Origin of the sequence: Sedimentitalea sediminis (assembly GCF_042687825.1) — a bacterium.
GTDB lineage: Bacteria > Pseudomonadota > Alphaproteobacteria > Rhodobacterales > Rhodobacteraceae > Sedimentitalea.
Window position 1 is genome coordinate 116,548 of the sequence record NZ_JBHUQE010000002.1, and the last position, 22,047, is coordinate 138,594.

Here is a 22,047-nt window from a genome sequence, read left to right on the forward strand (position 1 = left end):
TCATTACCCGAGCTTGCGGCGCGTTGTCCTGCGGGGAAGGCGGTCTGGATCAAACCAGAACCGCGCCACCGGCCTGAATGACACCCTGGGTTTCGGCCTCGCCCAGCAGCATGTCGTTATGCGCCTTACCCGAGGGGATCATCGGGAAACAGTTCTCGTGTTTCTCGACCAGACAATCAAAGATCACCGGCCCGTCATAATTGATCATCTCCATGATCGCATCGTCCAGATCGGCCGGGTCCTTGCACAGGATGCCCTTGGCGCCAAAGGCTTCGGCCAGCTTGACGAAATCGGGCAGCGCCTCGGACCAGCTGTGCGAATAGCGTTCGCCATGCAGCAGTTCCTGCCACTGGCGCACCATGCCCAGGCGTTCGTTGTTCAGGATGAACTGCTTGACCGGCAGGCGGTACTGCGCCGCCGTGCCCATCTCCTGCATGTTCATCAGCCAGCTGGCTTCGCCTGCGACATTGATGACCAGACTGTCCGGATGCGCCATCTGCACGCCGATCGAGGCCGGGAAACCATAGCCCATCGTGCCCAGCCCACCCGACGTCATCCAGCGGTTCGGGCTTTCAAAGGTCATGTATTGCGCCGCCCACATCTGGTGCTGGCCGACCTCGGTGGTGATATAGCGGTCGCGGTCCTTGGTCAGCGCCTCCAGCCGGGTCAGGGCATATTGCGGCTTGATCGATTTTGTACTTTCGCTAAAGGCCAGGCAGTCCACCTTGCGCCACGCGTCGATCTTTGCGTGCCACTTGGCCACCGCCTCGGCATTGGTCTTGCGGCCGCGGGATTTCCACACCTTCAGCAGGTCTTCGAGCACATGCGCGACATCGCCGACAATCGGGATGTCGGCCTTGATCACCTTGTTGATCGAGCTGGGGTCGATATCGACATGCGCCTTGATCGATTTCGGGCTGAACGCATCGATGCGCCCGGTGATACGGTCGTCGAACCGCGCGCCGATATTGATCATGAGGTCGCAATCATGCATCGCCAGGTTGGCTTCGTACAGCCCGTGCATGCCCAGCATGCCCAGCCAGTTCTTGCCGCTGGCCGGATAGGCGCCCAGGCCCATCAGGGTCGAGGTGATCGGAAAACCGGTCGCGTCGACAAGCTCGCGCAGCAGCTGGCTGGCCGCCGGGCCCGAGTTGATCACCCCGCCGCCGGTGTAGAACACCGGGCGCTTGGCTTTTTCGATGGCCGCCACCAGTTCGGTGATCTCTTGCAGATCGCCCTTGAGTTGCGGCTGATAGCGCGACGCGGTGGGCGAGGGCCGGGTATAGGTGCCGGTGGCGAATTGCACGTCCTTGGGAATATCGACCAGCACCGGCCCCGGGCGCCCGGAGGTGGCGACATGAAACGCCTCGTGCACGACACCGGACAGCCGGTCTGTGTCCTTGACCAGCCAGTTATGCTTGGTGCAGGGGCGGGTGATCCCGACCGTGTCGGCCTCTTGAAACGCGTCCGAGCCGATCATGAAGGTCGGCACCTGCCCGGAAAAGACGACGATCGGTATACTGTCCATCAGCGCATCGGTCAGGCCGGTCACCGCATTGGTGGCACCCGGCCCCGAGGTCACCAGCGCGACACCGGGCTTGCCGGTCGAGCGGGCATAGCCCTCGGCGGCATGCACCGCGCCCTGTTCGTGGCGCACCAGCACGTGGCGGATGTCATTCTGCTGAAAGATCTCGTCATAGATGGGCAGTACAGCGCCGCCGGGATATCCGAATACCGTGTCCACACCCTGATCCTTGAGGGCCTGAATCAACATCTTTGCTCCGGTCATTTCACGTGTCATCTGTTTAGCTCCATCCGCGACAGCGTTTTGCGCACAAAAAAGCCCCCGGTCTTTGGCGGGGGCGCATGGGGTTAGATATGGTCTACCGTCACCGGCCCATGCGCGTGTTTCCTACGATTACGACTAGGGTCTTCATCCCAGAGGCTCCATTCATGCTGGGCGCAGATTATTTGCGCCGCAAACGGGCGTCAACAGGCAATCGGGCCAGGAATCGGGCCGGGCCTTGCCGGCATGTGCTGATTTTCCCGCTTTTCGTCCCGCCTTTCGTCCCGGTGCGACGAAATTTCTCGCACCGGTGGCCGGTCGATGCGGTCGCGGGCAAACCCGATGGCATCACCGGTTTTGCCGGTGGCAATGCCGGGGCTGCACGGAACGATGTTCAAAGACGGGTCGGGCGGCGATCCGGCAGGTTGATATTGGCGACCTGTTCGGCAATCGGATCGGTGGACAGCGGATGGGTTTCCGTGTCGTAGTGCCGGGGATCGTTCATCTGTTGCCATTCGCCGCCGAAATACACTTCGAGACCGGAAAACTTGGCCTTGTAGCCCATCTTCTGGCTGCCGGGGACCCAATAGCCCAGATAGACATAGGGCAGGTTGGCGTTGCGGGCGATGTCGATGTGATCCAGGATCATATGCGTGCCCAGGCTGAATTGCGGTCGGTCCGGGGCGTAAAAGGAATAGACCATGCTCAACCCGTCCTCGAGAACATCGGTCAGGCTGACCGCGATCAACTCATGGGCGTCGGGGTCGGTATATTCGATCACCCGGCTGCGGATCGGGGTCTCCTCGATCATCGCGGCGAATTCGAACACATCCATGTCGGCCATGCCGCCATCGGCATGGCGCGCGTCAAGATAGCGGCGGAACAGATCGTACTGATCCTCTGTCGCCCAGGGCGACGTGGCCCGCCGGCTCAGCGAGACATTGCGGCGCGCGGTCCGCTTTTGGCTTTTCGAAGGTTTGAACCGCGACACATCAATCCGCGCCGACAGGCAGGCCGAACACTCGGCACAGGACGGGCGGTACAGCACGTTCTGCGAGCGCCGGAACCCCTGTTGGCTGAGACTGTTGTTCAGCCGGTCCGCGTTCTCGCCTTGCAGCGACGTGAACAGCTTGCGCTCCATCCGGCCCTCGAGATAGGGGCAGGGCTGAGGGGCCGTCACATAGAATTGCGGCGCAATGGGTAGGGTGTGGCGCATAGAGGGTCAGAAAGTCCGCGGTTGCTTTCCAAAAAGGATAACAACCGATGCCGGTCCCGCCAAGTGCGGATTCAGGCATTGATTACCGACCTGCGGTTCAGGGCGACCGTGCCCAGGAAGGCGTCGCTCAGGCCCTGGCCGCGGGCGCTGGTCAGCATCATGACGATAGAGATGACCTGCAGGATCGGCACCGCGATGCTGATCGTGTAGCCGGTGGTATGGGCCAGCGCCATCTGAATGTCGAACCGCGTGCCCTGCGCGGTGCGAAATTCGATCCCGGCAAAGCGCATGCCCCAGGTGGCCGACCCGTTGGCCAGGGTCACGACGCGATAGGCAAAACCGATGACCAGCACCAGCAGCGGCCAGACAAAGGCGCCGACAAAGGCGGTCAGCAATACGGCCACCAGGCTGAGCGCAAGGATCAGCACCATGTCGATCACCCAGGCCAGCAGCCGTTTGGCCGGTACTGCGGCATAGAACTGGGGTTGGCGGTCGGGGTCGGGCAGATGAAACATGTCAAGGCTTCCAGGGCTACGGGCTATGGGTATTGGGACAGGTCAGGCCACCCCCGCGGTCAGGCGGGGGCGGCGGGTGAGGGTGCGGATCAGGCGGCTTCGTCTTCGTTGTTGTCGTCGCGGGCCGCCTTGCGGGCGCGTTCTTCCATGAACTGGTCGAACTCGGCCTTGTCCTTGGCTTCGCGCAGCCGTTCGAGAAAGGCTTCGAAATTGTTCTGTTCCTCTTCGAGCCGGCGCAGGGTTTCTTCCTTATAGGCGTCAAAGGCACTGTTGCCGGACGACGTGGTGACGCTCATGCGGTGTTTTTTCCAGCTCGCACGGCTGCAGGATTTGTTGAACATGCGTTTGCTCCAGATCATGTAGAACAGAAGGGCCAGGCCGATCGGCCAGAAAAAGACAAAGCCAAGGACCATTGCGGCGATCCAGGCGCCCTTGCCCTTGCTGTCAAGCCAGGCCTCGCTGCGGGAAAACCAGCCCGGATGGGACGTGGCGGGGACGGTGTCGGTCATCATGGTCATTGTCAGGTCTCTCTCCAGATCAGGTGGTCGGTTTGGTATGTGAATGTCTTTCACATTGAATAGATCGGAACCCGCAGCGGCAATTGCAAGGGGGATGTGAATGTTTTTTACATTCAGGCTGGCGCAACCCGCCGCAGCCGGTATTTTCGCTGCATCAGCAGAAACCGCAAGGGGCAGCGGTCAGGGCCGGCAAGAGCGCCCCCGGTGCGGGCTGCCCCAGCCCGTACCCCCGGACAAAAAAATCCCGGCCAGTTCCTGGGCCGGGACATGTCGATCTATCGGTTTTCCTGCCCGGGCGGGGCAAGGGGGCAATCAGAACGGGATTTCGTCGTCCATGTCGCGCGAGGCCGGGGCGTTCTGCCCGCCGCCACCACCGCCGCCGCCGAAACGGTCGTCCTGCGGGCCGCTGTCATAGCCGCCCTGGCCGCCACCATATCCGCCGCCGCCGCCACCGCCGCCCTCGCCGCGACCGTCCAGCATGGTCAGTTCCGACTTGTAGGGGCGCAGAACGACCTCGGTGCTGTAGCGGTCATTGCCGCTCTGGTCCTGCCATTTGCGGGTTTCCAGTTGGCCTTCGATATAGACCTTGGAGCCTTTGCGCAGATATTGCTCGGCCACGCGCGCCAGCGGTTCGGAAAAGATCGCCACCGAGTGCCATTCGGTGCGTTCGCGGCGCTCGCCGGTGTTGCGGTCCTTCCAGGTTTCCGACGTGGCGATCCGCAGGTTGCAGACCTTGCCGCCGTTCTGAAAGGTGCGCACCTCGGGGTCGCGACCCAGGTTTCCGATGAGAATGACTTTGTTGACTGAGCCGGCCATGAGCTTCCCGATCCTGTGTTTCTTGTTTCGCCTGTTGCAGGTCCGAATCCGAGCGATCCGGTTCGGGCCAGACTATACGCCTGGAACACAGGTTGAAACACGGATAACGGGCTCTCCTCATGCAGAGACTGGCATTTTGCCCGGATCCCGGTATATTGCGGCGTGAGGCAGTTGAGACAGGGCAGAAACCGGATGCGCAGCTTGGCGTTTGGGCTGGTGATTGTGGGGCTTGGGACGGCGATGCCGGCCGGGGCCGACATGTTCGCGACCAAGAACCAGCGCAATCTGTTCAGCGCCCAGACCCGGGTTCTGGATGGCCGGGCCTCAAAGCAATACGCCAATTCCGTGCGCCTGAAACCGCCGACCGTGCATACCCCGTCAAAATGGGGCGCCAAGGGGTATTTCGGCAAATACAAGGGCAAGTATCTGGGTATGGCCAAGGCCGCGGCCCGGCGTCACAACGTGCCCGAAGACCTGTTCGCCCGTCTGGTCCAGCAGGAATCGGGCTGGAACCCGACGGCCCTTTCGCACAAGGGCGCAATCGGTCTGGCGCAGCTGATGCCGGCGACGGCGCGCCTTTTGGGAGTCAATCCGCGCGATCCATATGAAAATCTGGACGGCGGTGCCCGTTATCTGGCGCGGCAATATCGCGCGTTCGGATCATGGCGCCTGGCGCTGGCGGCCTATAACGCGGGCCCCGCAGCGGTCAAAAAGCATGGCGGTGTGCCGCCCTACAAGGAAACCCGAAACTATGTCCGGGTGATCTGGGGCAGCTAGGGTGTCCAGCGACGCGCGGGGCCTTTGCAGTGTCGCGGGGCGGCCCCGGTCTGCGCAAGTGACCCGACGAAGTCAAGACATCGCCATAATCGTGCCTTGATCCTTGGCAAAGCTTGGCTGTGATCCCGATCTTTGAAAGAGGCGGCCATGGCGGCGACAACCTTTGAAGAACGGCTGGCGCGTATCGAAAAGCGTCTGCCCGAGCCACAGGAATTCACTCCGATCCGTTTTGCCGCGACGCAGGGCAGACATCGGCCCAAGGCTGCGGTGCGGCGGCCGCGCGGTGTCGGCCGCAATCTGGCCAGTATGGCCACCGGCACGCTGTCGGGCATTCTGATCGGCGTTCTGATCCAGGGCGCGGTGCTGCCCGGATCGCCCTGGGGGCCGGGAACCGCCTATGGCGAACTTGTCGGGCTGGCCGGGATGGCAGGGTTTCTGCTGTCGCTGCCGATGGTTCTGGTGTCGGTCTATCTGCGCCGCACGCGGCCCGGATTTTTCTTTTTCGCAGTCGCCTATGCGGTCGCGACGATTGCCACCGCCCTGATCTGACGGCCTGGGTCCAGGCGTGTCAGCGCGACCGACCCGGTCCCGGCGCATCCGCTTGACGATCAGGCCAGGGCGCGATCACACGCGCGATCATTCGGCGGCGATCTTGATCACCGGTTCCATCTCGGCCAGTTTTTCGTCCGAAAGATGGCATTTGATCTGGTGATCGCCGTCGCGCATCCGCACCGGTGGCACTTCTTTCTCGCACAGACCGCCAGGGACGTCGGATTTCCAGCGGCAGCGGGTCTGAAAGGGGCAGCCGCTGGGCGGGTTCATCGCCGAGGGGATGTCGCCCTCAAGCACGATATGGGTTTTCTCGACCGAGGTATCGGCAATCGGCACCGCCGACAGCAGCGCCTCGGTATAGGGATGATAGGGGGGGCTGAACACCTGGTCGGTGGTGCCCAGTTCGACCACGTGGCCCAGATACATCACCATCACCCGGTCCGACAGATAGCGCACGATCGACAGGTCGTGGCTGATGAACAGAAGCGTGGTCTTTTCCTCGCGCTGAATCTCCATCAGCAGGTCGGTCACGGCGGCCTGCACCGAAACGTCCAGCGCCGAGACCGGTTCGTCCGCCACTACGATACGGGCACCGCCGGCAAAGGCGCGGGCGATGCCGACGCGCTGTTTCTGGCCGCCGGACAATTGCCGCGGCATCCGCTCGGCAAAGGCGCGGGGCAGTTTCACCAGGTCCAGCAGTTCCAGCATGCGCCGGCGGCGGTCCGCTTCGCTGTCGCCGATGCCAAAGATCTCCAGCGCCCGGATGATCTGGCGGCCCACGGTCATCGACGGGTTCAGCGTGTCGAACGGGTTCTGGAACACCATCTGGATGGCTGAGATGGTCTTGGTGTCGCGCGCCTCGATCGGGATCTGTTCGATATTGCGGTTGTCCAGCAGAATCTGGCCCTCGGTGGCGGTCTCAAGACCCATCAGAACCTTGGCAAAGGTGGATTTGCCGCAACCGGATTCGCCGACGATGGCCAGGGTTTCGGATTCGCGTGCCTCAAAGGACAAGGTTTCGTTGGCCTTGACCACCTTCTTGTTGCCGCCGCCGAATATCGCGTTGGCCGCGACCTCGTAATATTTCTTGAGATTGTCCATCTTCAGGACCACGTCGCCGATCTCGCCCTTTTGCTTGACCTCGGCGGCCTGCAACGGGGCGTTCCAGTCGATTTCGCGGAATTTCAGACAGCGCGTATGATGCTGGTCGTTGCCGGGCACCGGTTCCATGACGATATTGCCCTGATCGCAGCGGCCTTCTTCGAAATAGTCGCAGCGCGGTCCGAAATTGCACCCCGGGGGACGTTCGTGCGGCAGCGGGAAATTGCCGGGAATGGCGACCAGCGGGCGGTTGTTCTTGTCGGCACCGGGCAGGGGGATCGAGCGGAACAGCGCCTGCGTATAGGGGTGCTGCATCTCGTCGAACACCTCTTTGATGCTGCCGCGTTCCACCGCCTCGCCGGAATACATCACGCAGATGCGGTCGCAGGTTTCCAGCACCAGGCCCAGATTGTGGCTGATGAACAGCATCGACGTGCCGTATTTGCGGCCCAGATCCTTGACCAGTTCGACGATGGCCGCTTCGACGGTCACGTCCAGCGCGGTGGTCGGTTCGTCCAGGATCAGCAGCGACGGTTCGCTCATCAGCGCCATCGCGATCACGATGCGCTGCTGCTGGCCGCCGGACAACTGGTGCGGATAGGCATCCAGAATGCGTTTGGGGTCGGGCAGCTTGACGTCGGTGACCACCTGCAGGGCGCGGTCATAGGCCTCTTTCTCGCTGGCGCCCTGATGGATCATCGGCACTTCCATCAATTGCTTGCCGATCTTCATCGCCGGGTTCAGGCTGGCCATCGGTTCCTGATAGATCATCGCGATTTCGCTGCCGCGGATGCCGCGCAGTTCCTCGGCGCTCATCCCGGACAGGTCGCGGCCCTTGAACTTGATGCTGCCGCCGACAATGCGGCCGTTCTTGCCCAGATCCTGCATCACCCCCAGCGCTACGGTGGATTTGCCGCAGCCGGATTCTCCAACCAGTCCGACCGCTTCGCCGGGTTGCACGATCACCGAGAAATCCATCACTGCCGGGATTTCCCGCAGTCGCGTGAAGAAGCTGATCGACAGTTTTTCGATTTCGAGGATCGGGCCGTCATAATCCCATTTCGCCATGTCGTCTCTCCCGTTGCCGGTCGGTATCCAAAGGCGTGCCTTGCGGCACATTCCTCTTGTTTCGTCTGGCGCCCCGCGGAAACGGGGGCCTGGGTGTCGAGGGACGGCGGCGCTGGCAGCCTTGCGCCCCGTTTTCCCGTCGCTAGTCCTTGAGGCTTTCCTCGCGCAGCCCGTCCGCCAGCAGGTTCAATCCCAGCACCAGCGACAGCAGGGCAAAGGCTGGCGGCAGCGCCGGGTGCAGGTAGATCGACAACAGCTTGCGCCCTTCGTTGATGGTGCTGCCCCAGTCCGGGCTTTCCGGTGGAAGGCCCAGGCCGAAGAAGCCCAGCGTGCCCAGAAGGATCGTGGTATAGCCGATGCGCAGGCAGAAATCGACGATCAGCGGGCCGCGCGCATTGGGCAGAATTTCCCACAGCATGATGTACCAGGGGCCTTCGCCACGGGTCTGGGCGGCGGCGACGTAGTCGCGGGTCTTGATGTCCATCGCCAGGCCGCGCACGATGCGGAACACTGTGGGCGAGTTGACGAAGACCACCGAGACAAAGACGACCAGAATGCCGCCGGGAATGTCAAAGATGTCCAGCACGCCGGGCAGGATCGCGACCTTGGTTCCGGCCTCGGAAATCAGCGACAGATAGAGCCATGTCATCACGCCCAGCACTCCGATCAGCAATGGTGTGCGAAAGCGCGGCTGGGTGTAATAGCGCGAGTTCAGCAGGACGCCGACAAAGATGATCGGAAAGATGAACAACACCGTCGCCATGTAGTTCGGCACGCCGGTGACGACGATCTCGGGCGTGACCAGCAGATAGAACAGCAGGATCACCGGAAAGGCCAGGATCAGGTTCGCCAGAAATGACAGCAGCGTGTCCAGCCGGCCGCCGTAATAGCCGGCCGGCAGGCCCAGGGTGATGCCGACCATGAAGGCGAACAGCGTCGCCAGCGGGGCGATCTGCACCACCACCCAGGCGCCGCTGACCATGCGGCTGAAAACATCGCGCGCCAGGTTGTCGCCACCCAGCAGATACCAGGCGTACTGGCCGTCTTCGGGACTGCGCAGTGGTGTGCCCGGGACCTTGTTCTTCATTCCGGACAGCTGGGCCAGCGGATCATGGGTGACGATCAGATCCAGCGCGCCGAAAATGCCGGTAAAGACCCAGAACATCACCAGCGCAAAGCCGATCATGCCGATCGGGCTGTCAAACAGCTTGCCGTAGAGACCCAGCCGCCGCTTGAACGCGGCTGAGACGGCGAACAGGATGATCAGCGCCAGCCAGACCGGGGTGAACTGGTACAGGATTCGGGTGAAAATTTCGAATGTGCCGAGAGGTTCCATGTTCCCGTTCCTCCCTTACGAAATGCGAATACGCGGATTCAGGTAGACATAGCCGATATCCGATATCAGCTGCGTCACCAGCACCACGATCACTGAGACCACCGAAACCGCCAGCAAGAGCTCGATATCATTGTTGCTTGCTGCCTGCACCAGCGTCCAGCCGAACCCCTTGTAGTTGAACAGGGTCTCGACGATCACCACGCCGTTCAGCAGCCAGGGAAATTGCAGCATGATCACGGTAAACGGCGCGATCAGCGCGTTGCGCAGGGCGTGTTTGAGGACGATATTGCTGAACTTGACGCCTTTCAGACGCGCGGTGCGGATGTATTGCGCGGTCATCACCTCGGTCATGCTGGCCCGGGTCATGCGCGCGATATAGCCCATGCCGTACAGCGAGATGGTCAGGACCGGCAGAAAGAAGTTGCCGAAATTGGCGTCGTCCATCGCCGAGGTTGCGGTGCCCTTGAACCATTTCAGCCCCACCGCCGACGAAGCGAAAACGGCGATCAGGATCACCCCCGAGACATATTCGGGCGTCGCCGTGCTGATGATCGAAAAGGTGGTCAGCGTGCGGTCGGTCTTTGATCCTTCGCGCATGCCGGCCAGCACTCCAACGATCAGCGCGGCGGGCACCATCAGGATCATCACCCAGAACATCAGTTTGCCGGTCAGCGCCAGACGTGTCGCGATGATTTCGCGCACGGGCTGCTTGAACACGATGGAATATCCCCAGTCGCCCTGCAGGATGCCGCAGAATTTGGGGGCCGTCTCGGCCGTCAGATCGCCACGGATGCAGCGCCCGCTGACCCGACCGTCAGAGTCGGAATAGGTAAAGCCCGGCAGAACCCCCAGCCATTCGCCGTATTTGACGGCCGTGGGCTGCAGATAGCCGCGCTTGTCCAGCCAGCTTTCCACCTGGGCATCCGTCATCCGGACGTTGCCCTGGGTTTTCCCGAGCTTTTCGAGGTTCGGGTAAAGATTGGTCAGAAAAAAGACGACATAGGTCAGGCAGAGTGCGGTGACCAGCATCATCCCGACGCGGCGTAAGATAAATAGTCCCATCCCTGTCCCTGTTTCTTGTGCGGTGTCCGGCGTGCCGCAAAAGGCGTTCACCGGCGGCCTGTTGTCACGACCCGAAATCCGTCAGCGTGCGGACGCGATCCGCAAGGCGGGGCCGGTCGGACCGGCCCCGCCCGGGATCCGTTCAGGCCGAAAAGCCGATCTCGTGGATCTTGATCTCGTGCGACGGATGCTTTTCGGCGTTCACCACATTGCCGTTGCTATGGGCATAGAGCGACCGCCAGTAGGGTTGGATGATCACCCCATCCTCGCGCATGAGCGTTTCGATCTTGGCCATCACCTCGCGCCGCTTTTCGACATCGGCAATCGCCAGGGCCTGATTGATCAGGGCATCGAATTCAGGATTGGCATAGCCGGATTCATTCCACGCCTCGCCTGACCGATAGGCCAGTGACAACACCTGCACATCCAGCGGCCGGTGGTTCCACGATGTGGCGCTGAACGGATATTTGGTCCAGTCGTTCCAGAACGTCGCGCCCGGCAGGATCGTGCGTTTCACGTTGATCCCTGCGTCGCGCAGCTGGGCCGCGATCGCGTCGCCGGTGTTGCGGATCCAGTCGTCGTCGATGGTGATCAGCTCATGTTCGAAATCGCCCATGCCGGCCTCGTCCATCAACGCCTTTGCCGCCGCCGGATCGTAGGTCGGAGCGCCGATATCGGCATAGGCCGGGTGGATCGGGCAGACGTGATGGTTTTCCGCCGTTGTGCCGCGGCCGTTATAGCCCAGTTCGAGACAAACCTCGTTGTCGACCGCCATGGCCAGCGCCCGGCGGGTGCGCGCATCGGCATAGGGAACGATACCGTCGACTTCGGTCTGCTGGTTGGGTCGGAACACGACGGTCGAGGCGGTCACGGCCTCGCTGCGTTCCCAGCCGATCGAATCCATGATGTCGATGAAATCGCCGATGGTTTCATAGAACAGGTCGACCTCTTCGGATTCCGCAGCCGCGACCCAGGCTGCCGGATCGGTCCCGTAGTCGATATATTCGACCCGGTCGAGATAGGGGCCGCCGAACACTTCGGTTCCCCACCAGGTATGGTCCGGATGGCGTTCGACCACGCATTTCACGCCGACTTCCATCGACACGCCGCGATAGGGACCGGTACCGATCGCAAAGAACGGATCGCCCCCGTCATAGCTGGAATGCACCAGCGCCGCGGGATAGTCCGAAAAATTGGCGATTATGGCGATGTCCGGGTTGGCCAGATTCAACTGAACCGTGTGCTCGTCGACAACCACGATGGCGCCGTCGCGCGCCTTGCCGGTTTCCGGATCGGCCAGAGCGGTCAGCCGCGTGGCCATGGAACTGTCTTCGACCGTTGCATCGGTCCAGCGCGCAATGTTGCGGGCCACGTCGTCGGCGGTGAAATCGTCGCCATTCTGCCATTTCACGCCCTTGCGGAGCTTCAGCGTGTATTGCGTGGCGTCCTGGTTGACTTCCCAGCTGTCCAGCAGCATGCCCGAGAACGACCCGTCCCGATTGTAGGATACCAGGTATTCCAGCATCCCCCGGGTCTGGTTGCCCAGCTCGCTCCAGTCATAGGACCGGGGGTCCTTCAGAGCCTTGACGTAATGTTCGATGCGCAGGGTGCCGCCTTGCTTGATCTCCTGCGCCGACGCTTTTGTCGGGGCGGCAAGGCCGATCATGCCATAGGCGGCCGCGGCGGACACCCCCAACGTGGTTGCGCGCGCCAAAAATTCGCGGCGGCTGAGATGGCCCTCGCGGTATTCCCGGGCGTGCATTTGCGCGGCCCAGTGGGGTGGGCGAGCGTCTTCTGTGTGCTTTGTCATACGATTTTCCCTGTCTTGCAGTCGGTTATCCGGGATGCGCGCCGCAGGCGAAACCACCGCCTGATCGAAGAGCGCGACGTCTGTTTTCAGATTTTACCATCCCCCTGACAGCATTCGGCCCCAGTTTTCTCGGCCCGTCAATGTTCGGTTTGGTCATATGAGGGTAAAAAAGCGACATTCCGATCACAAAAAAACGACATCCTGCCCGCGAAAAGGCCGGGCCGGCCCCCGGATTCGCCCCGGTCCCGGCAACGGACGCGAGGGTTCGCGTCAGATCGAAGGTTGAACCTGGATCCAGTCCTGCATCTTGGAGCGGAACCAGGTGCGCTGTCGCTTGGCGAATTGCCGGGTGGCGATGGTGGCGCGCCGGCGGGCCGTTTCCAGGTCGATTTCGCCGCGCAGATACGCCGCCAGTTCCGGTACGCCGATGGCCTTGAAGGCCGGCAGAGCCGGATTGAAACGGTCCAGCATGGTGCCGACCTCGGTCAGCGCGCCCTGGTCCAGCATCTGGTCGAAACGCCGTTCGATCCGGTCCAGCAACCAGTCCCGCGGGGTTTGCAGAACCAGCGGCACGGTTCGGTCCACCGGCAAGAGCGGCGGCGGCGTGTCGGCCTGCCAGTCTGCCAGCGGCCGGCCGGTGGCGGTCAGTACTTCAAAGGCGCGCTGAACCCGCGCCCGGTTCTGCCGGTCCAGCCCCGACAGAGTGCGCGCATCGACCGCATCCAGCAGATCCGCCAGAGACATCGAATCGGCCCGGGCGCGAAGGGCGGGCGGAACCGGCGGGATGACCGCCATGCCGCGGGTCAGCGCGGAGAAATACAGGCCGGTGCCACCGACGATGATCGGGCGTTGCGGTCCGCCCAGCAGGGGCGTCAGGTCGCGCAGCCAGTCGCCGGCAGAATAGGACACGGTCCAGGGCACGTGACCGTATAGCGCATGCGCGGCCCTTGCTTCGTCAGCGGGCGCGGGGCGGGCGGTAATCACCCGCCAGCAATCATAGACCTGGCTGGCGTCGGCATTGATGATGACGCCGCCGCCGCGTTCGGCGATCTCCAGCGCCAGGGCCGACTTTCCCGAGGCCGTCGGACCGGCGATCAGCACCGGCCGATCGGCGGGGATTTCGGGCAAATTCCTCATGCCGGTCCGATCCGGGCTGCACGTGATCTGGGAATTGTTCGGCTCCTTGTCCTCAAGTACGGGAAGCGCATTGAACCCGGACGCGATTTCCTTCATTTTGCGCGAAATTAAACCCGTGCCGCAGCGGAGCGCAACATGACCTCTTCCTCCCCGACCGAGACCCTGCTTGCCGATCCCGTCCTGCCCGACACCACCTATCGGCGGGTGATGCTGAAAATTTCCGGCGAGGCGCTGATGGGCGACCAGGGCTTCGGCCTGCATCCGCCGACCGTGCAGCGGATCGCCGAAGAAGTGAAATCGGTGCATGATCTGGGGGTCGAGATCTGCATGGTCATCGGCGGCGGCAACATCTTTCGCGGATTGCAGGGATCGGCGCAGGGCATGGAGCGCACGACCGCCGACTATATGGGCATGCTGGCCACGGTGATGAATGCGCTGGCAATGCAGTCGGCGCTGGAAGCCCTGAGCATCCACACCCGCGTGATCAGCGCCATCACCATGAACGAGGTCGCCGAACCCTATATCCGTCGCCGCGCGGTGCGGCATCTCGAGAAAAAGCGCGTCTGCATCTTTGCCGCCGGCACCGGCAACCCCTATTTCACCACCGATACGGCCGCGACCCTGCGCGCCAACGAGATGAAATGCGAGGCGATCTTTAAAGGAACCAAGGTGGACGGGGTTTATGACAAGGATCCCGCCAAACACGCCGATGCCACGCGTTACGAGGTGGTCAGCTATGATGACGTGCTGGCCAAGCGGTTGGGGGTGATGGATGCCAGTGCCATCGCGCTGGCGCGCGACAACAACCTGCCGATCATCGTCTTCTCGCTGGACGAGCCGGGCGGGTTTCGCGGCATTCTGGCGGGTCGCGGCACCTATACAAAGGTCCATGGCTAAGGCTATAGAGCCTGAAAACACGCGCCAAGAACGGGGAGAGCGGTATGTCGGACGATTTCATGCTGGACACGGATGACCTGGAACGCCGGATGCAGGGGGCGATCAGCGCGTTGCGGACCGAGTTCGCGTCGTTGCGCACGGGCCGCGCCAGCGCGTCGATGCTGGAACCGGTGATGGTCGATGCCTATGGCCAGAAGACCCCGATCAACCAGGTCGGCACGGTGAACGTGCCGGAATCGCGGATGGTGACGATCAATGTCTGGGACAAGGGCCTGGTCGGCAAGGTCGAAAAGGCGATCCGCGAAAGCGGTCTGGGCATCAATCCGCAACTGAACGGCACGATCATCATGCTGCCGATCCCCGAACTGAATGAAGAGCGTCGCCGTGAACTGACCAAGGTGGCCGGGCAATATGCCGAGCACGCCCGTGTGGCGATCCGCAACGTGCGGCGCGACGGCATGGATCAGGTAAAAAAGGCCAAGGCCGACGGATTGTCCGAGGATGACCAGAAATTCTGGGAAACCGAGGTGCAGGAGCTGACCGACAAGCTGATCGCCGCCGTGGATGCGGCGCTGGAAACAAAACAAGCCGAAATCATGCAGGTTTAGCCCGGCAGGATGTCCACTGTTCCGAAACCTTCGCCACCGCCCGGTGGCCCGCAGCATGTTGCTATCATCATGGATGGCAATGGACGCTGGGCGACGATGCGCGGCCGGCCCCGGCTGTTTGGGCATCACGCCGGTGCGCGCCGGGTGCGCGAAGTCGTCGAAGCCTGCCCCGATCTGGGTGTCAAATACCTGACGATCTTTGCGTTTTCGACCGAAAACTGGAAACGGACCCAGGCCGAAGTCGCCGGTTTGATGAGCCTGTTTCGCCGCTATATCGCCAAGGAAACCCGCGCTCTGGACGCCCGCGGCGTGCGGGTTCGGTTCATTGGCGACCGGGTGCGGCTGGATGCCAAGCTGATCGCGCTGATGGATCAGCTGGAACAGAAGACCCGGCACAATGACAGCGTGCACCTGACCATTGCTCTGAATTACGGCGGTCGCGACGAAGTGGCCCGCGCCACCAAGCGGCTGGCCCAGGACGTCGCCGAGGGCCGGCTGAAACCGTCGGATGTGGATGAAGAAACGCTGCCGCGCTATCTGGACACCCATGTCCTGCCCGATCCGGACCTGGTGATCCGCACCAGCGGCGAAGCGCGGATCAGCAATTTTCTGCTGTGGCAATCAGCCTATGCGGAATACGAGTTCATCGATACGCTGTGGCCGGATTTCTCGGCCGAGGAACTGCGCCGGCTCTGCACCAGTTTCGGCACCCGCGATCGCCGTTTCGGGGCGGTCGTATCATGAACAACCCCGACCGCTGGTCCGATCTGGCTACCCGCGTCGGCTCGGGCGTGGTGATGGTGATCGTCGGGCTGGGCGCGGTGATCGCCGGGGCCGACGTGTTTCACGGCTTTATCGCCCTGTTGTGCGGCGCGATGGTCTGGGAACTGGCGCGCATGCTGGCGGCGGGGCGCGGTGGGGCATTGGCTCCGGGCCTTGGGGCGCTGACGACCGTGTCGGTCATGGTATCGATCTATCTGTCCGGCCTGCTGGCCGGCCCCGTGCTGTTGGCCCCGGCGATCATCGGCACCGCCGTGATGCCAAGGCATCGGTCGGTTTTTGCGCTGTTCACCGTGCTGGTGGTGCTGGCCGGGTACGAGATGATGCAGGTGCGCGACAGTTTCGGTCTGGTTTGGATTTTCTGGCTGGTGCTGGTTGTCGTGATGTCGGATGTCGCCGGCTATTTCGCCGGGCGAATGCTGGGCGGGCCGAAATTCTGGCCGCGGGTCAGCCCGAAAAAGACCTGGTCGGGCACGGTTGCCGGGTGGATTGGCGCAGCCCTGCTGGGGCTGGTGTTTGCGCTGGCGACCGATGCCGGGCTGTCTCTGGTGCCCTATTCGGTGCTGGTCGCTTTTGCCGCGCAGATGGGCGACATTGCCGAAAGCGCGGTGAAACGCATGGTCGGGGTCAAGGATTCCAGCAACCTGATCCCCGGCCATGGCGGGTTTCTGGACCGGTTCGACGGCATGCTGGGGGCTGCGTTCTTCGTGCTGCTGACCGGAGCGCTGATCGGGCTGCCGCCCGGGGCGGCCTGATGCGCCGGGTTTCGATTCTGGGCGCGACCGGATCCATCGGACAGAATACCATCGACCTGATTTCCCGCGCGCCGGATGAATTCCGGGTGGTGGCGCTGAGCGGCGGCGGTAACATCGCGCAGCTGGCCCGTGACGCCCGCGCCTTGCGCGCCGAGATCGCGGTGACCGCCTATCCCGAACGGCTGCAGGATTTGCGTGACGCGCTGGCCGGCAGTGACGTGCGTGCGGCGGCCGGCCCGGAGGCCCTTGTCGAAGCCGCCTCGCGGCCCGCCGATTGGGTGATGTCGGCCATCGTCGGCGCGGCCGGGCTGGCGCCGGGGCTGGCGGCCTTGCAGCAAGGCGCGACGCTGGCCTTGGCCAACAAGGAATCGCTGGTCTGTGCAGGGGCGCTGGTGCTGGACACAGCACGCCGGGCCGGGACCCGTATACTGCCGGTGGACAGCGAGCATTCGGCGGTGTTCCAGGCGCTGATTGGCGAAGAGATCGACGCCGTGGAACGCATCGTCATCACCGCCAGCGGTGGTGCCTTTCGCGACTGGCCCCTAGAGGCCCTGCGTTCGGCGACCCTGGCCGAAGCCTCCAGCCATCCGAACTGGGACATGGGGCAGCGGATCACGATCGACAGCGCCTCTATGTTCAACAAGGCGCTGGAACTAATAGAAACAAAAGAGTTTTTCGCGGTTCAACCGGACCAGATAGAAGTCATCGTGCACCCGGAATCGCTGATCCACGCACTTGTCGGGTTTCGCGACGGCGCGCTGATGGCGCATGTGGGACCACCTGACATGCGCCACGCCATCGGCTTTGCCCTGAACTGGCCCGACCGGCGCGATCTGCCGGTGGAACGGCTGGATCTGGCGCAGGTTGGACAGCTGAATTTCCGGGCTCCGGACGATCGCCGCTATCCGGCGCTGAACCTGGCGCGGGCGGTGATGCGGCGTGGCGGGCTGTCCGGGGCGGTGTTCAACGGCGCAAAAGAACGCGCGCTGGATGCATTCATCGCAGGAACCATCGGATTCCTGGACATGGCGGCTGTTGTAGAAGAGGTGTTAACCCGATTCGAGGCACAAGCGGATCTGATGGATGCCGAAATGACCCTTGAAACCGTGACCCGGACGGACCATCTGGCCAGAACATGGGCCGACTCGGTCATGGCCGAACGAGCAGGACGATAATTTGGACCCGATTTCTCTGATTCCGCAGTTTGGCGGCGTGATCTATACGCTGCTGGCCTTTGTCGTGGCGCTGTCGGTGATCGTTGCCGTGCACGAATACGGCCATTACATCGTCGGCCGCTGGTCCGGCATTCATGCCGAGGTGTTCTCGCTGGGGTTTGGCCCGGTTCTGTACAGCCGCGTGGACAAGCGCGGCACCCGTTGGCAGGTGGCGCTGCTGCCCTTTGGCGGCTATGTGAAATTTCTGGGCGACTCCGATGCCGCGTCGGGCAAGGACGCGACCGTGATGGCCCAGGCATCCGGCGATGCGGCGCAGTTGCGGCGCACCATGCACGGGGCGCCGCTCTGGGCGCGGGCGGCGACGGTGGCGGCCGGACCGGCTTTTAACTTCGTCATGTCCATTGTTGTTTTTGCTGCCATTTTCATGTCCCGCGGTGTTGCCATGGACCCGCTGACCGTGGGAACCTTGCAGGTTCTGCCGGGCGGTGCGCATCAACTGGCCGCCGGCGACGAAGTGGTCGGCATTGCCGGGATGGACACGCCGAATTTCGACGATCAGGCGGCCTGGGCCGCGTTCACCGCCGCTATCCCGCAACAGCCGGTTCTGGATTACACCGTGCGCCGCGACGGGCAGGAGCAGGTGGTGCAGGGTCCTTATCTGTTTCCGCCCTATATCTCGCTGGTGGCGCCGCGCAGTGCGGCGATGGATATCGAGCTGCAGCAGGGCGACGTGATCACCGCGGTGGACGGAGAACCAATCTTTGCCTTTGACCAGTTGAAACAGGCGGTCGAGGGATCGGACGGGCGGGTTCTGCTGCTGGATGTGTGGCGCGACGGTCAGAGCCTGGAATTCGCGCTGGCACCGCGGCGCACGGATGAACCGCAGCCCGAGGGCGGATTCGTGACGCATTGGCGCATCGGCATCGCCGGCGGCATGGCTTTCGTTCCGGCGACCGAAACCGCGGGCCTGGCTGACTCCGTTTCGGGCGGAGTGGCCCAGACTCTGCGCATCATCACCGGCTCGCTCTCGGGCCTGTGGCACATGGTGACCGGCGCGATCAGCACTTGCAACATGTCCGGCCCGCTGGGCATCGCCGAAACCTCGGGCGCGATGGCGTCGCAGGGCGCGCAGAGCTTCATCTGGTTCATCGCGGTCCTGTCCACTGCGGTCGGCCTGTTGAACCTGTTTCCGATCCCGGCGCTGGATGGCGGGCATCTGGTGTTCTATGCCTATGAGGCGGTGGCAGGAAAGCCGCCCAGCGATCTGGCCCTGCGCATCCTGATGGCGGTCGGCATTGCGGTGATCCTGTCGCTGATGGTGTTTGCCCTGGGCAACGACCTGTTCTGCTGAGCGGCGCCTTTGCGGCGCCCGATGCGGGACAAATTTGCGCCATATTCGTGGGCTAACCTGTCGGCAGGTTGTCACGGGAAAGCAGTGCAATGCACACGTTAGAACGCTCGTATCGCGGTTTCAGTCTGATGGTTCAGATCAATTCGGACCGGATTTTGTACCTGTTGACCATTGCCTTTGCCTTGATGGCCGGCGCCTATCTGGGCAGTCTCTGAACCGATTTTCCGCACGCTCGCCGGGCGCTGCCCGCCCCCGAAGGCCTTAGCCGGCGCCCCATGTCCGAACGCCCGGCCGCTGACCGCGGGGGTCGTGTATTCTGCGCTTTTGACATCACTTGCCAGACCCGATAATCAAATCTCAAATAGTGCAGGCAATCGGGTTGGGACAGATGGTATCGGGCAAGGCCATGGGCAGATTTCGCGGCGCAAACCATCAGGGCGCCTATATGTTGTATCGCGCGCTGGCCGTGATTTTCCTTGTTTTCGCAACGGTTTCCGTGGTCATGCCGCGTCAGGCGGCGGCGCAATCCTATACCTTCAACTCGGTCCAGGTCGAAGGCAATAAACGCATCCAGACGTCGACCATCGTGGCCTACACGGGAATCGAACGCGGCAAGAGCGTTTCCGCCGGTGAGCTGAACGCGGCCTATCAGCGCGTACTTGACAGTGGCGTTTTTGAGACAGTCGAGTTGCAGCCGCGAGGCGGCACGCTGCTGATCACCGTCAAGGAGCGCCCGACGATCAATATCGTCAGCTTCGAGGGCAACCGGCGGATCAAGGACGAAAATCTGGAAAAACTGGTGCAGTCCAAGTCGCGGCAGGTCTTTAACCCTGCAACGGCTGAAGCCGACGCGGCGGTGCTGGCGGAAGCCTACTCCCAGCAGGGCCGCATTGCCGCTACCGTGACCCCGCGGATCATCCGGCGCAGCGAAAACCGGGTGGATCTGGTCTATGAGATCGCCGAGGGCGATACGATCGAGATCGAGCGGATCAGCTTTGTCGGCAACCGGGTTTATTCCGACCGGCGTCTGCGGCGAGTACTGCAGACGAAACAGGCCGGTATCCTGCGCACCTTTATCCGCTCGGACACGTTGATTGAGGACCGCATTGAGTTCGACAAACAGGTGCTGCGCGATTTCTACCTGTCCCGCGGCTATGTCGATTTCCGCGTTCTGGGCACCAATGTCGAACTCACCGAAGAGCGCGACGCCTTTTATCTGGTGTTCAACGTGCAGGAAGGGCAGCAGTTCAAGTTCGGTCAGATCACCACGGTCAGCGAGATGAGCCAGGCCGACCCGGTGGAATTCCAAGAGGCGCTGAAGATCAAGCCCGGCGTGGTTTATTCTCCGACGCTGGTGGAGAATTCGATTGCCCGGCTGGAGCGGCTGGGCATCCGGCAGGGCATCGACTTTCTGCGGGTCGAGCCGCGCGTGACGCGCAATGATCGCGATCTGACGCTGGATATCGAATTCGCGTTGGTCAAGGGGCCGCGCATCTTTGTCGAGCGTATCGACGTCGAGGGCAACACGACGACGCTGGACCGGGTTGTGCGTCAGCAATTCCGCATCGTCGAAGGCGACCCGTTCAATCCGCGCGAAATCCGCGAAAGCGCCGAGCGCATTCGGGCATTGGGATTCTTTGCGACTGCCGACGTCGAAACCCGCGAGGGCAGCAGTCCGGATCGTGTGATCGTCGATGTGGATGTCGAGGAACAGCCGACCGGATCGCTGAACCTGGGCGGGTCCTACTCGGTCACCGACGGGTTTGGGGTCGCCATTGGTCTGACCGAGAACAACTTTCTGGGACGCGGCCAGCGCCTGTCCTTCAGCATCCGCACGGCACAGGAATCCGAGGAGTACCTTCTGGGCTTTACCGAACCCTATCTTTTGGGACGCGATCTGAAATTCGACCTGAATCTCGGCGTGTCGGGGCGGTCGTCCAGTTTTGCCACCTATGACATCGACCGCCGGCTGTTCAGCCCGTCGCTGACCTTTCCGATCAGCGAGAACGGTCGGGTCCAGGTGCGTTATGGCTATGACGCCAGCGAAATGGTCGCCCGCGGTGAACCTGCCTCGGATTTCAGCGGATCGGTGATCACCAACGAGATCGCCCAGGGGCGCCGCTCCAACAGCGTGGTCGGGCTCAGCTATACCTATGACAGCCGCGTCACCGGTCTCAATCCCAATGCTGGCGTGCTGTTTCAGATCGGTGCCGATTTCTCCGGTCTCGGCGGCGACAACGAATATGTCAAATCCACCGCAAAGGTGATCGCGCAACAGCGCATCCTGAACGAAGAGGTGGTGCTGCGGGCCTCGTTCGAGGCCGGGGCGCTGACCTGGCGCAGCGATACGCCCAGCCGTTCGATCGACCGCTATGTGCTGACCCCGGATGTGTTTCGCGGGTTCGAGCCTGCCGGGGTCGGTCCGCGCGACCAGTCCAACGGTTTTGACGATGCGATCGGCGGAAACTATTACGCGGTCGCGCGTCTCGAGGCAGAGTTTCCACTGGGCCTGCCCGAAGAGGTCGGCCTGCGCGGCGGGCTGTTCTATGATGTCGGCAATCTCTGGGGGCTGCAGGACGTGAACACCGCCGGGGCGATGTGTCAGGGCCTGGCCGGTGTCTGCGGCGAGGACGGTGCCTGGCGCCATGTGGTCGGCTTTTCGCTGCTGTGGACCACCGGTTTCGGACCGTTGCGTTTCAATTTCACCAAAGCGCTGAAAAAGGAAACCTATGACAAGGAACAGAATTTCGACCTGACCATCCAGGCGCGGTTCTGACCGGCATGCAC

The 22,047-nt window shown here is 62.6% G+C and carries 20 protein-coding genes; 10 read left to right on the top strand and 10 right to left on the bottom strand.

Annotation, left to right across the window (positions count from 1 at the left end; translation table 11 throughout):
• Positions 1-49: 49 nt before the first annotated feature.
• The 5 genes from ACFMPD_RS02270 to ssb all read right to left on the bottom strand — a co-directional run bounded on the left by ACFMPD_RS02270 (position 50) and on the right by ssb (position 4,851).
• Positions 50-1,801: an acetolactate synthase 3 large subunit gene (locus ACFMPD_RS02270; protein ID WP_380991372.1), complete on the bottom strand. Its 1,752-nt coding sequence runs from the start codon at positions 1,799-1,801 to the stop codon at positions 50-52.
• A 379-nt stretch (positions 1,802-2,180) separates the two neighbouring features.
• The gene (locus tag ACFMPD_RS02275) at positions 2,181-3,002 is read right to left on the bottom strand and encodes an arginyltransferase (protein ID WP_380991374.1); all 822 of its coding nucleotides are present in this window, start codon (positions 3,000-3,002) and stop codon (positions 2,181-2,183) included.
• A gap of 71 nt (positions 3,003-3,073) precedes the next feature.
• Positions 3,074-3,517, bottom strand: coding sequence for an RDD family protein (locus tag ACFMPD_RS02280; RefSeq protein ID WP_380991376.1), 444 nt, complete (start codon positions 3,515-3,517; stop codon positions 3,074-3,076).
• Positions 3,518-3,606: 89 nt separating this feature from the next.
• Positions 3,607-4,035 (bottom strand): DUF2852 domain-containing protein, encoded by a 429-nt coding sequence (locus tag ACFMPD_RS02285; RefSeq protein ID WP_380991378.1) that lies wholly within the window; start codon positions 4,033-4,035, stop codon positions 3,607-3,609.
• A 312-nt stretch (positions 4,036-4,347) separates the two neighbouring features.
• Positions 4,348-4,851: a single-stranded DNA-binding protein gene (gene ssb, locus ACFMPD_RS02290; RefSeq protein WP_380991380.1), complete on the bottom strand. Its 504-nt coding sequence runs from the start codon at positions 4,849-4,851 to the stop codon at positions 4,348-4,350.
• Positions 4,852-5,043: 192 nt separating this feature from the next.
• Here ssb and ACFMPD_RS02295 point away from each other — a divergent pair, with 192 nt between their 5' ends.
• The gene (locus ACFMPD_RS02295) at positions 5,044-5,628 is read left to right on the top strand and encodes a lytic transglycosylase domain-containing protein (protein ID WP_380991382.1); all 585 of its coding nucleotides are present in this window, start codon (positions 5,044-5,046) and stop codon (positions 5,626-5,628) included.
• 147 nt (positions 5,629-5,775) lie between these two features.
• Entirely contained in the window at positions 5,776-6,177 is a 402-nt protein-coding gene (locus tag ACFMPD_RS02300) for a hypothetical protein (RefSeq protein ID WP_380991384.1), read from the top strand.
• Between the two features lie 87 nt (positions 6,178-6,264).
• Here ACFMPD_RS02300 and ACFMPD_RS02305 read toward each other — a convergent pair whose 3' ends face one another.
• From ACFMPD_RS02305 to miaA, 5 genes are all read right to left on the bottom strand, one after another.
• Positions 6,265-8,349 carry a dipeptide ABC transporter ATP-binding protein gene (locus ACFMPD_RS02305; protein ID WP_380991386.1) on the bottom strand — a complete coding sequence of 695 codons (2,085 nt, stop codon included), beginning with the start codon at positions 8,347-8,349 and terminating at the stop codon, positions 6,265-6,267.
• 142 nt (positions 8,350-8,491) lie between these two features.
• On the bottom strand, positions 8,492-9,685 hold the full coding sequence (locus ACFMPD_RS02310; RefSeq protein WP_380991388.1) for an ABC transporter permease: 1,194 nt from the start codon (positions 9,683-9,685) through the stop codon (positions 8,492-8,494).
• 15 nt (positions 9,686-9,700) lie between these two features.
• The gene (locus tag ACFMPD_RS02315) at positions 9,701-10,747 is read right to left on the bottom strand and encodes an ABC transporter permease (RefSeq protein WP_380991390.1); all 1,047 of its coding nucleotides are present in this window, start codon (positions 10,745-10,747) and stop codon (positions 9,701-9,703) included.
• 142 nt (positions 10,748-10,889) lie between these two features.
• Positions 10,890-12,557, bottom strand: coding sequence for an ABC transporter substrate-binding protein (locus ACFMPD_RS02320; protein WP_380991392.1), 1,668 nt, complete (start codon positions 12,555-12,557; stop codon positions 10,890-10,892).
• 270 nt (positions 12,558-12,827) lie between these two features.
• Positions 12,828-13,694 (bottom strand): tRNA (adenosine(37)-N6)-dimethylallyltransferase MiaA, encoded by an 867-nt coding sequence (gene miaA, locus ACFMPD_RS02325; protein ID WP_380991394.1) that lies wholly within the window; start codon positions 13,692-13,694, stop codon positions 12,828-12,830.
• A gap of 207 nt (positions 13,695-13,901) precedes the next feature.
• Between miaA and pyrH the strand changes: the two genes are divergently transcribed.
• The 8 genes from pyrH (at position 13,902) to bamA (ending at position 22,036) form a co-directional block, all read left to right on the top strand.
• Positions 13,902-14,591, top strand: coding sequence for a UMP kinase (gene pyrH / locus ACFMPD_RS02330; protein ID WP_380991719.1), 690 nt, complete (start codon positions 13,902-13,904; stop codon positions 14,589-14,591).
• 44 nt (positions 14,592-14,635) lie between these two features.
• Positions 14,636-15,199, top strand: a complete 564-nt coding sequence (frr, locus tag ACFMPD_RS02335; protein WP_380991396.1) for a ribosome recycling factor — start codon at positions 14,636-14,638, stop codon at positions 15,197-15,199.
• Between the two features lie 9 nt (positions 15,200-15,208).
• A complete protein-coding gene (locus tag ACFMPD_RS02340; protein ID WP_380991398.1) occupies positions 15,209-15,943 on the top strand; it encodes an isoprenyl transferase in 735 nt (244 codons plus the stop codon).
• A complete protein-coding gene (locus ACFMPD_RS02345) occupies positions 15,940-16,734 on the top strand; it encodes a phosphatidate cytidylyltransferase (protein ID WP_380991400.1) in 795 nt (264 codons plus the stop codon). Before ACFMPD_RS02340 ends, ACFMPD_RS02345 begins: the two co-directional genes overlap by 4 nt.
• Complete coding sequence (gene dxr, locus ACFMPD_RS02350; RefSeq protein ID WP_380991402.1) at positions 16,734-17,909, top strand: 1-deoxy-D-xylulose-5-phosphate reductoisomerase; 1,176 nt, start codon at positions 16,734-16,736, stop codon at positions 17,907-17,909. The genes ACFMPD_RS02345 and dxr overlap by 1 nt, the downstream gene beginning before the upstream one ends.
• Position 17,910: 1 nt before the next feature.
• Positions 17,911-19,260 carry an RIP metalloprotease RseP gene (gene rseP / locus ACFMPD_RS02355; protein ID WP_380991404.1) on the top strand — a complete coding sequence of 450 codons (1,350 nt, stop codon included), beginning with the start codon at positions 17,911-17,913 and terminating at the stop codon, positions 19,258-19,260.
• 89 nt (positions 19,261-19,349) lie between these two features.
• A complete protein-coding gene (locus ACFMPD_RS02360) occupies positions 19,350-19,475 on the top strand; it encodes a hypothetical protein (RefSeq protein WP_380991406.1) in 126 nt (41 codons plus the stop codon).
• Positions 19,476-19,648: 173 nt separating this feature from the next.
• Complete coding sequence (gene bamA / locus ACFMPD_RS02365; RefSeq protein WP_380991721.1) at positions 19,649-22,036, top strand: outer membrane protein assembly factor BamA; 2,388 nt, start codon at positions 19,649-19,651, stop codon at positions 22,034-22,036.
• The last annotated feature ends 11 nt before the right edge of the window (positions 22,037-22,047 follow it).

Coding starts and splice junctions, on each gene's coding strand:
- ACFMPD_RS02270 (WP_380991372.1), bottom strand. CDS start 1,801: ATGACACGTGAAATGACCGGAGCAAAGATGTTGATTCAGGCCCTCAAG.
- ACFMPD_RS02275 (WP_380991374.1), bottom strand. CDS start 3,002: ATGCGCCACACCCTACCCATTGCGCCGCAATTCTATGTGACGGCCCCT.
- ACFMPD_RS02280 (WP_380991376.1), bottom strand. CDS start 3,517: ATGTTTCATCTGCCCGACCCCGACCGCCAACCCCAGTTCTATGCCGCA.
- ACFMPD_RS02285 (WP_380991378.1), bottom strand. CDS start 4,035: ATGACCATGATGACCGACACCGTCCCCGCCACGTCCCATCCGGGCTGG.
- ssb (WP_380991380.1), bottom strand. CDS start 4,851: ATGGCCGGCTCAGTCAACAAAGTCATTCTCATCGGAAACCTGGGTCGC.
- ACFMPD_RS02295 (WP_380991382.1), top strand. CDS start 5,044: ATGCGCAGCTTGGCGTTTGGGCTGGTGATTGTGGGGCTTGGGACGGCG.
- ACFMPD_RS02300 (WP_380991384.1), top strand. CDS start 5,776: ATGGCGGCGACAACCTTTGAAGAACGGCTGGCGCGTATCGAAAAGCGT.
- ACFMPD_RS02305 (WP_380991386.1), bottom strand. CDS start 8,349: ATGGCGAAATGGGATTATGACGGCCCGATCCTCGAAATCGAAAAACTG.
- ACFMPD_RS02310 (WP_380991388.1), bottom strand. CDS start 9,685: ATGGAACCTCTCGGCACATTCGAAATTTTCACCCGAATCCTGTACCAG.
- ACFMPD_RS02315 (WP_380991390.1), bottom strand. CDS start 10,747: ATGGGACTATTTATCTTACGCCGCGTCGGGATGATGCTGGTCACCGCA.
- ACFMPD_RS02320 (WP_380991392.1), bottom strand. CDS start 12,557: ATGACAAAGCACACAGAAGACGCTCGCCCACCCCACTGGGCCGCGCAA.
- miaA (WP_380991394.1), bottom strand. CDS start 13,694: ATGAGGAATTTGCCCGAAATCCCCGCCGATCGGCCGGTGCTGATCGCC.
- pyrH (WP_380991719.1), top strand. CDS start 13,902: ATGCTGAAAATTTCCGGCGAGGCGCTGATGGGCGACCAGGGCTTCGGC.
- frr (WP_380991396.1), top strand. CDS start 14,636: ATGTCGGACGATTTCATGCTGGACACGGATGACCTGGAACGCCGGATG.
- ACFMPD_RS02340 (WP_380991398.1), top strand. CDS start 15,209: ATGTCCACTGTTCCGAAACCTTCGCCACCGCCCGGTGGCCCGCAGCAT.
- ACFMPD_RS02345 (WP_380991400.1), top strand. CDS start 15,940: ATGAACAACCCCGACCGCTGGTCCGATCTGGCTACCCGCGTCGGCTCG.
- dxr (WP_380991402.1), top strand. CDS start 16,734: ATGCGCCGGGTTTCGATTCTGGGCGCGACCGGATCCATCGGACAGAAT.
- ACFMPD_RS02360 (WP_380991406.1), top strand. CDS start 19,350: ATGCACACGTTAGAACGCTCGTATCGCGGTTTCAGTCTGATGGTTCAG.
- bamA (WP_380991721.1), top strand. CDS start 19,649: ATGGTATCGGGCAAGGCCATGGGCAGATTTCGCGGCGCAAACCATCAG.